Genomic DNA, 8,898 nt, shown 5'->3' with positions numbered 1-8,898 from the left:
CACACTGGTGGTTTTGATTTTGGAGAAAAAGTAAAAACCTCTGAACATAAGCTCAAGAGGTTTTAAAAACTATTGAAGCTGCGTATCAACAAATGCAATTCGAGTATTTGGTTGTTCTAAGGATTGTGGGTTTCGAACAATCTGAATGACTAATCGTTCTACATCCGTAACATCTAAATCGAAATCAAGAGGATAATCTCCACCTTTAAATTCGTTGGTCTCTTGTAAAATGGTTTGATTTCCTTGCTTATCTTCTCCTAAAAAGATGATATGGAACAAGTCGGGTGAATCGGCATATGTATCATCGACACCAACCTTCCCTTTTAATGATGTATATTTCTTACTTAGTGTAAAATCACCTGCTGCAATTGGAAATTCTAAATTCATCACGTATCTCATTTCAAATCCGAATCCTTGTGAATACCGTTCTTGAGTGATTGAGAAAGGCTCACCGTTACTCCAAAGGTCTTTTGTAACTAATAATTCGTTTGCCAATTCCATGTTGTTAACTGTGTATTTTCGTAACAATGGCAATGATTCTAAGCGGATTGGTCCTTCTGACTTTTCTGTTTCCGTTTCAGCGACCTCTTCTGGTTGTTCGCCTTCCTCTACGCTTGATTCTTCACTAATAGCCTTATTTTCTTCTACCTTTTGTTTTTCTTCAACAGGTGGATTATCGTTCTTAGCGGAAGCTAATTCGCTTTTCCCTTGGTTCATAAAGAAATAAGAAAAAGCAGCAATGCCACAAACAGCAACAAAAGCGATGACTGCTAGTATGCGTTTTTGCTTTTCGTTCATCTTTTCTCTCTCCCTTTTTTTCTTTTTTATGTTGTCTTAGCGAAATGCTTCTACAAATCGCTTCCCTTGGTCTGTAAGGACAGAGCCATCCGTTAAACCTAATGTTTTGGCGTAATTGACTTCATCTGAATAAGATGACTGGCCTTCTTGTAAAGCTAATAAAGTATCAAAAAGACGTGGAACTAACTGTTTTAGGAGTTCTTGAGTGCCAGAAGCGAGTTCTTTTCCTCTAAGAAATTGATAATAATTTTCCCCTAGTTCAGTTAATTCGTATCGACGAACACCTTGCTTGAATTGATTCTTTACCATTCCTGATAAATCTAAATGAAGAAGGATCTCTTTAATCACTTTCTCGTCTTGTTCTGTCTGTTCTGCTATGGTAGGAATGGTATTAATTTTTTTTAGGTTTAATAAACGAAATATATGTTCTAATAGAGAAACCTGTTCTCCACTAACGGAGACAGTTGGTGTTTCATATGTAGCTCTATCCTCTTTAATTTCGTCTAACTCCGGGTTATTCTTCTCAGGCAATCGACCAATTAAAGTAAGATATTCAATGCCGAAATCCGTAATAACGTATTCCTTGGCTTGTCCTGCGTTATATAACTCAACAAAACCTAGTGCCTCATGAGTGGAAATAATAGGATTGATTCTATGTTGTTTTACACCACTTTTTTCAGCGATATGGGCCATATTTTCAGGTCCGAGTTTATACAGGTTGGTTAATACGATAAGGTTTTCTTCTGATACAAAGGGTAATCTTTCTAAAAAATAATCTTTCAATTTTTGATTCATATTTGGCATTTTACTTTCATCCACCTTTTTTAAATAAACAAATATATAATTTGATTGTATTTTATCACATTTAAAAGCGGAATACTGTTAAAATGTTAAATGGAAATAAGTATTTATATTTTCGGAAGGAGGTTGTTTCCGATGGCTCTAATAAACGTAGCAAAAGCTCGAATCCTCTGTCCGATATGCGGAAAGCCGGATTGGTGCATGGTGAGTGAAGATGGAAAACTCGCTCTCTGCCAACGTATAGCAAATGATCACCCTAATAAAAAAGGGGGATGGTGGCATTCTTTATCGAGCGATCCTATAAAAAGTCATAAAAAGAGAGAACGAAGGGAAAAAGCCCCTTTATATATTTTGAATGGAATTTACCGCGAAATCTTAAAAGTATTTCCTTTATCAGACGACCATTATTTAGCTTTACGGAAGCGAGGTCTGACAAGTGAGGAAATATATATGCATGGTTATCGCTCTCTTCCAGTGGAACGGTATCAAGGTATCAAAAAGTTGGAGCAAATTTTCAAGGGATATGATCTTGATAGGTTATTCGGCTCAATTCCCGGCATCTGTAAACGGAAAGGAAAAAATGGTGGTTCCTATTGGTGGATACAAGGCGGGAGTGGAATTATTATTCCTGTTTTAACGATTGATAAAGAGGTAGCAGGATTACAAGTGCGATTAGATAACCCAACCTCTAATACGAAATATTTGAATCTATCTACGGATGGTTATGATAAAGGTACAAGCTGTGGGATTTTAACTCATGTCGCTCTCCCCTCTACTCTAAAAACAAATGATATTTGGATAACCGAAGGAACCATTAAAGCGAATGTCATTATGTCTCGATTACAAGCTTCAGCAATCGGAATTTCTGGTGTAGCTGGTTGGCATGATGTATTAGAAATCATTCGAAATATTCATAAGAAGCACGACATAAGTGAAGGGAATATAATTATTGCTTTTGATGCGGATTATGAACAAAAAGAGCAAGTTTTCTATCATATGGCTGAAATGTATAAGGTGATCGAAAATGAATTTAATCAGAATCAATATCCAATATATTTTGCCACTTGGGATATTCGTAAAGGTAAAGGGATAGATGATTATGTCATTAGTGGAGGTTTTCCTCTTTTCGTAGATATGGAGGAAATTCAGAAGAAAAATGGTTTTAAATATTTATAAATTGACTTTTAATCTGCATTTAAAGTGAATTTATTTATTCGGATACTTTATAATAAATGAATGTGGAAACACAAGTTAGATAAAAAAGAAAAGATTATTGAAAAAAACGTGTTATACGAAGGGAGAGTGTCAAAAAGTATGAGTTTAAAAAAGTGGCTAGGAATAGCATTTTTCTCAGGAATGGTGTTTTCAGCAAATAGTATATTTGCAAGTACAAGTGTTCCTGCTTCTATCACGATTGAAGATAGTCTTGTAGCAGCAAGTATAACCCCTAGTTCATTAGACTTTAGACCAGATATTGGTAGCTTTGACTCTGCGAATATGACCATTGAAAATACGGGTGACGTTGCTTTTTATCCATCTATTGAATATACCGCTTTTACTGACACAGGGGAAGTTGAAGTAAGAGGTACTGATATTCAAGAAACAGATAAATTAATTTTTAAAATAGCTAATAATGAAGTAGATACAGAAGTTCCGGGTGTTTATCCGAAAGGAAGATTGGCTGTGAGTCAGGGTGAAGCGTATCGTATTCCTCTTTCAGTCGGAGCTGGTCAAAATATACCCGAAACAGAATCCAAAAACCTATCTTTCCAAGTAACTGTTACTTTAGATAAAGTAATGCAAGTGGTGGAGAACTTTAAAGCGGTGCCAAACGGAACATCTGCAGAATTAACTTGGGATCCATTTATGGTGAATGGCATAACATCTGAGAAGTATCGTATCTATGCTTTTAAATTGAATAAGGATACCGGAAATTATCAACGTGTAGGTGTTCCAAGAGTTGCGAATACAACTTCTTTAACTTGGACAGGCTTACAAACTGGTGAAGAATACAAATTTGAAATAATTCCAGCACATAGTAATGTTTATCAATTCAAAGCTCTATCTTCCGCTACAACATCATTCGCTGTACCAGATGGTGGAGGTCAAAGTGGAACGGGCTTTGAAGTGGTAGCAGATCAAGTACAAAATGTTCAAGTGGTCATGGATGGTACAACGATGAATTTAACATGGGATGCATTTAATGATTCTACTCAATATCGAGTATTAATTGCTAAGAAAACCATAGGTGCTACAAATTACGGTTCAGCACTTCCTTATTCGACAACTGGTACAAGTTACACAAGATCGCTTGTAAAAGGGAACGATTATAAAATAACAGTTGTCCCTTATGTTGGTGGTACCCCAGCTACAGATAAAACGAGTGAACCGGTATATATAACTGTTCAGTAAATTCAATGATAGTAATAAAAGGGAGCCTCCAATTAAGGATGCTCCCTTTTATTATTCCATCAATTCATTGCTGACCATTGTTTTCCCTTCTGGAACTTCGTAGCCATCATAAATATTACCCATTGGAATCTGTAATCTACCTTCTTCTGCTTTAGGTGGTTCAGGAGCCGGTTTAGGTGTTGGCTTCGGAGCAGGAGTTGGCTTCGGTGTCTCTACTGGTTTAGGTGTTGGTTTAGGTGTTGGTTTCGATACAGATACTTGTTTCGGTTTTGATTTTGGTACTGTTACTGCCTTGGATGATGTTGCTTGTTTAGGGGCCGGGCTTGATTTTGTTGTTGGTGTTGCTGCCGACTTTGCTACTGGCTTTGATTCTGGTTTCTTTGAAACAGAGGATGAAGGTTCCTGTGTTTTTGAATTGGAATTGGTTACAACTGTTTTAGATTTCTGTTTTTCCTCTGTATATGTAGAATTTTGTGTACTTTGATTAACTTGTACTCCTTTTTTATCCCCTTCGTCTTTAGAAACAACTTTGTCAAAAGCTGATTTAGATGGTGGTGATTGTTCAGAGGACTTTTTATTCTCTTTAGTTATATTTATTTGTTTACTCTCTTCTTTTTTTACATTTGATTTATTTAAAGAAGGTGAATTTACCTTACTTTTATTAGTTTGAAGCGTATCTAGTGTAGAGCTGTTTTCTTGATTTATAACCTCTTGTTGGGGTTTTACTAATTCTGTTGCACCATAAGCAACTCCTGATACTGCGCTTGTCCCAATCATCATGGCTAATAGTGGTTTTAAAGCTAAAATTTTCATTTTTCTAATCTCCCTTTTTTCTTTTATTTTTTATTCAACGCATTTTCTGATATCATATACAAGTAACTGATATCAGTATTTATATTTTTATTATACATGCATCTGATTACACTTGCAAGTAACTGATATCAGATTTAGAATAATGAGTGTAAAGGAGGGAATTTACAAGTGGAAAATAAAAAGTCAGATCTGAAGAATCGGACAAGGATTGGCTCAGCGATTGATAATGAGCTATTAGAAAAATTAAAGGATTTATCAAAAGAGACGAAAGTGCCTCAATCAAAATTGTTGGACGAAGCGATTGAACTATTATTAAGAGAATATAAAAACGATGATGAACAAGCTGCTACTAAAGAAGTAATATAACGCAAAATAAAAAATCCCTTGCAACCGCAAGGGATTTTCTTATGCTCATTATGGTCAATGAATATGAAAGATAGTCGGAACCTCTATAATATGGGAGGGACGGTCTAGATTTACCCGTAATTCGTACTCAGCGGTTTCAGTAGTTAAAATCACTTTAAAATTGCCGAGTTCTTCTGCATAAAGAGACGGTTCGAAATCATGTTCTATGTTGTAATGCTCATAATAAGTATCGAAAATTTGACCGATAAATTCCGCAAATTCTTCGGGATCAGCACCGCACATTTTCCAAACCTTCTCCCATTGAATTTGATTGGTCACTTCCAGTTCTACAAGGTCAATTCCGAAGTTTCCAATTGTATCATCATGAAACAATAACATAGACATAATTTGTCCGCTCCTTTCTATTTTCGTTCTTTAAGGTAATCTCTTTGTTAACTGATAATCATAATACTTTTCTAATTTACGGCCGAAGAATACAGAGCAAATCCGATCCCCGTCGATAAGTTCAACTTTTGTTACATATCCTTGTTGAAATAACTGTATGGATACAACTTTACTGTCTTTAATGGGATTCTTCTTTACATATACATAGTCTTTAGCTTTGATGTTTTCTCTTTCTACGTAAAGTTCGGATGAATCAAATAATTCCTCTTGTAAAAGCAATGGATTCAGCTCCTTTTGCTGCGCTTAATCTATATGAAAGATTTATTAGTTTAACGTAATGAACAATATTGAATATAAAGTAAGTTTTTTCATTCTACAAGGGGTTTATGTCATTATTCAATTTCTTGAACTAACTATCACAAAGGATGTGCCTTAATCCCAAGAAATGGCTAATAAATCCAGAGATATTGCATGATACAATAATTATTATTCAACTTCTTGAACAGGCATAGAAAAGGTGAAATTTATGAATGAGACTTTTGGACAACAAATAAGATTACTACGCACTAAACAGAAAATTAAACAACTAGAACTCGCACAGGGTATATGTTCAGTCTCCTATTTATCAAAAGTAGAGAATGATACCATATTACCAAGTGAAGATATAAAAAGACTTTTACTAAATAGGTTAGGAATAAATTCAGATATCGATTCCAATGAGCAAAATATTCTTAGTGAACTAGAACAATGGAATCAAACGATAATAAAAAATGAAACCGAAAAAGCGGACGAATTATATAACCGAATACAATCACTTACATCGTCTTTTTTGAAAAAAGAGCAATTGATTAAGGTGTATATCTATTCTATACATTACTTTGTTATGAAGCGGGATTTCGATAAAGCTGCTGAAATGATTAACGAGGCAGAGGAATATTCAATATCGTTTTCCCTAGATGATAAGTATTATTTTGAGCGTTCTGTAGGTAATTTTTATTATTATCAACTACGCTTTAAAGAAGCATTAGGACATTTACTAGAGAGTGAAAAGTTATTACCTCAAAATCTTATTGATGTGAATGATAAAGCTCAGTTATATTATTCTATTACAATGTCTGCATGTAATGTAGACCAATTCCATTTAGGTATTGCTTACAGTGAAAAAGCATTAGAGGCGTATCAGTCTTCCTACAACTTAAAAAGATGCGTAGAATGTCATGTTTTCTTAGGTATAGCAAATACAAGAGTCTCTAATATTACAGAAGCTCTCACGCAGTATAAGAAAGCTGAGCAATTAGCAAACTCTATTAATTTTACAGATATGTACTATTCAATAAGCAATAATTTAGGACAACTTTATGCTATTATTGGTGACTCTGATAAAGCATTTGAATATTATATCGATTGTTATCAGAATTTAGATAATTATCCTCATGAGTATCGAGCTGAAACCATTGTTTGTATCGTTGAATTGTATTTTAAATTAAATCAAATGGAAGATGTAAAAGAATGGATTCAAACAGGACTTAGCTTCGTAACAGAAAACTTAGAAGATCCAACTGAATATATAGCAATACTGAACCTGTTTAACCATTTGTGTAACAATGAAATAGATCAAATAGAAGAGAAAATGAAAACACAAGTAATTCAATACTTTAAGAAACAACAAAGATTGTTTATGTTATCGAATATTTTAAAAATCATTGCAGATTATGAGTTCGAGAATTCGAACTATAAAAATGCTGCTTATTATTACGATCTATCAAGAGAATTTTTAATGCTCTCACATCCGGAAAATCTATCTGCAGATAATACAATCGTTCACAATTAAATAAACAGAGGGGATTTCCCTCTGTTTATTCAGAGTGTCGAGAAACCCTTTAGGCTCCCGACAACTTGAACGGTTTTTGATAGAAAACAGGGAAAGAAGGATTGAAATAGAGGGATAATTCTTCAAAATAGCCTTCCATCCTATCTTTTTGATGAGATGGAGGGCTATTTTCTTCATATTTTGGCAAGCAGCTGTCATAAATGCCTGCTCTTGGACAGACTTCACCCCTCGAAATCGTGCGTACCGATAACCATGAAGCTCTTTCGCATCGGCAAAACTTCGTTCAATAGTAGAACAGCGAAGCCTATATAATTGTTTTCCTTCGCTTGTTCGTTTATGTTGACGCGTGATTTCCTTATATCCTTCCCAGATGTGCCGTGTAATCGTGCGTTGTTTTTGCTTGGTAGACATACAATCTGAGCGAAGAGGGCAAACTTCACAATCGCTCTTATTGGATTTATAGTGACGATATCCATCACGGTCCGTTGTAGAGTAAGAAAGCATGCACCCCATTGGACAAGCGTACACATCCTTTTCTTCTACATAATGAAATTTCCGTTTTGGTAGACTCTTTTTGGGGTTTCCAAACCGGCGATACCCCATCACCGTAAAGATATTTTGTTCGATTAGTTTCTTACAAATATAGTTGTTAAAATAACCGGCATCCAAAGCGATAGCTTCTACACGAAATTGAAATTTCTCTATTTGCTTTTGAAGGCGTGCCAAATACGGCTCGGAATCTGCCACATTTCCAGCCGTGATAAACGTATCTGTAATGATATTATATTTCGCATCTACCGTGCGATGATCTAAATAGTAAAACCCTTTAGGCTTTCCATCGCGCATAAGAAAGCCACTTTCCGGGTCCGTTTTACTCACTCTCGTTTGTTTTGTTTTGGCAACGCCTTCCTTCTTTGGTTTTAATGCTTTTTTCCGTGTTGAATACGATCTTCTGTCACAGCTGCTTCTAATTCTTCTAAGTACTCTTTTGGACGCTCTTCTTTTGCTTTTCGAATAAATTTATTTTTATTCGCGTTGGCTTTGATATGAGTAGAGTCGGACGTTAAAATGCGCCCTCCTACCATTTTCTGTTCTGCAGCTTGATGGATAATTTCATCAAAGATGTCTTCGAAAATCGTGGTGTTAAGGAATCGAGTACGTCGGTTAAAACTGATGGTGGAGTGGTGAGGAACTTGATCGGATAAAGACAATCCTAAAAACCAACGATACGCAAGGTTCATTCTAATATCTTTCGCTAATTGACGTTCGGATCGAATGCCATAAAAATAACCAATAAACATCATTTTAAAAAGGGTAATAGGGTGAATGGAGGGTCTTCCGTTATCTTCACAATAATAAGGTTGTAACTTTTCTTCAATAAATGAAAAATCAATCGTGGCTTCTATGGCACGTAAAAAGTGATCCTCTGGAACTAAGGATTCAACCGATACGGTTACCTCTTGATCTCGATGATTCTGTAAAGCTCCCATCAT

At 35.3% G+C, this 8,898-nt stretch carries 9 protein-coding genes and 1 pseudogene; 4 read left to right on the top strand and 6 right to left on the bottom strand.

Annotated features, from left to right (window positions below; genetic code table 11):
* Positions 1–69: 69 nt before the first annotated feature.
* Entirely contained in the window at positions 70–798 is a 729-nt protein-coding gene (locus tag CWS20_RS09365; RefSeq protein WP_101226294.1) for an NPCBM/NEW2 domain-containing protein, read from the bottom strand.
* Between the two features lie 36 nt (positions 799–834).
* Positions 835–1,602, bottom strand: coding sequence for a hypothetical protein (locus CWS20_RS09360; protein WP_101226293.1), 768 nt, complete (start codon positions 1,600–1,602; stop codon positions 835–837).
* Between the two features lie 132 nt (positions 1,603–1,734).
* Here CWS20_RS09360 and CWS20_RS09355 point away from each other — a divergent pair, with 132 nt between their 5' ends.
* Both CWS20_RS09355 and CWS20_RS09350 read left to right on the top strand, forming a co-directional pair.
* A complete protein-coding gene (locus CWS20_RS09355; protein WP_158236999.1) occupies positions 1,735–2,775 on the top strand; it encodes a DUF3854 domain-containing protein in 1,041 nt (346 codons plus the stop codon).
* A gap of 180 nt (positions 2,776–2,955) precedes the next feature.
* Positions 2,956–4,011: a fibronectin type III domain-containing protein gene (locus tag CWS20_RS09350; RefSeq protein ID WP_158236998.1), complete on the top strand. Its 1,056-nt coding sequence runs from the start codon at positions 2,956–2,958 to the stop codon at positions 4,009–4,011.
* 51 nt (positions 4,012–4,062) lie between these two features.
* Here CWS20_RS09350 and CWS20_RS28465 read toward each other — a convergent pair whose 3' ends face one another.
* Positions 4,063–4,824 (bottom strand): hypothetical protein, encoded by a 762-nt coding sequence (locus tag CWS20_RS28465; protein ID WP_101226290.1) that lies wholly within the window; start codon positions 4,822–4,824, stop codon positions 4,063–4,065.
* Between the two features lie 168 nt (positions 4,825–4,992).
* Between CWS20_RS28465 and CWS20_RS09340 the strand changes: the two genes are divergently transcribed.
* Positions 4,993–5,190, top strand: coding sequence for a ribbon-helix-helix domain-containing protein (locus CWS20_RS09340; RefSeq protein WP_101226289.1), 198 nt, complete (start codon positions 4,993–4,995; stop codon positions 5,188–5,190).
* 54 nt (positions 5,191–5,244) lie between these two features.
* On the opposite strand, the gene CWS20_RS09335 is transcribed toward CWS20_RS09340, so the two are convergent.
* Entirely contained in the window at positions 5,245–5,574 is a 330-nt protein-coding gene (locus CWS20_RS09335; protein WP_101226288.1) for a hypothetical protein, read from the bottom strand.
* A 30-nt stretch (positions 5,575–5,604) separates the two neighbouring features.
* A complete protein-coding gene (locus CWS20_RS09330; protein WP_101226287.1) occupies positions 5,605–5,853 on the bottom strand; it encodes a hypothetical protein in 249 nt (82 codons plus the stop codon).
* Positions 5,854–6,100: 247 nt separating this feature from the next.
* Here CWS20_RS09330 and CWS20_RS09325 point away from each other — a divergent pair, with 247 nt between their 5' ends.
* Complete coding sequence (locus CWS20_RS09325; RefSeq protein ID WP_101226286.1) at positions 6,101–7,405, top strand: helix-turn-helix domain-containing protein; 1,305 nt, start codon at positions 6,101–6,103, stop codon at positions 7,403–7,405.
* Between the two features lie 124 nt (positions 7,406–7,529).
* Here the strand turns inward: CWS20_RS09325 and CWS20_RS09320 are convergent.
* Positions 7,530–8,898 (bottom strand): annotated as a pseudogene (locus tag CWS20_RS09320) (IS1182 family transposase); the annotation flags it as partial.

This window comes from Cytobacillus horneckiae (assembly GCF_002835735.1).
Lineage (GTDB): Bacteria > Bacillota > Bacilli > Bacillales > Cytobacillaceae > Cytobacillus > Cytobacillus horneckiae.
The sequence above is the reverse complement of the archived record's forward strand: the minus strand, read 5'-3'. Positions and strand labels throughout refer to the sequence as shown.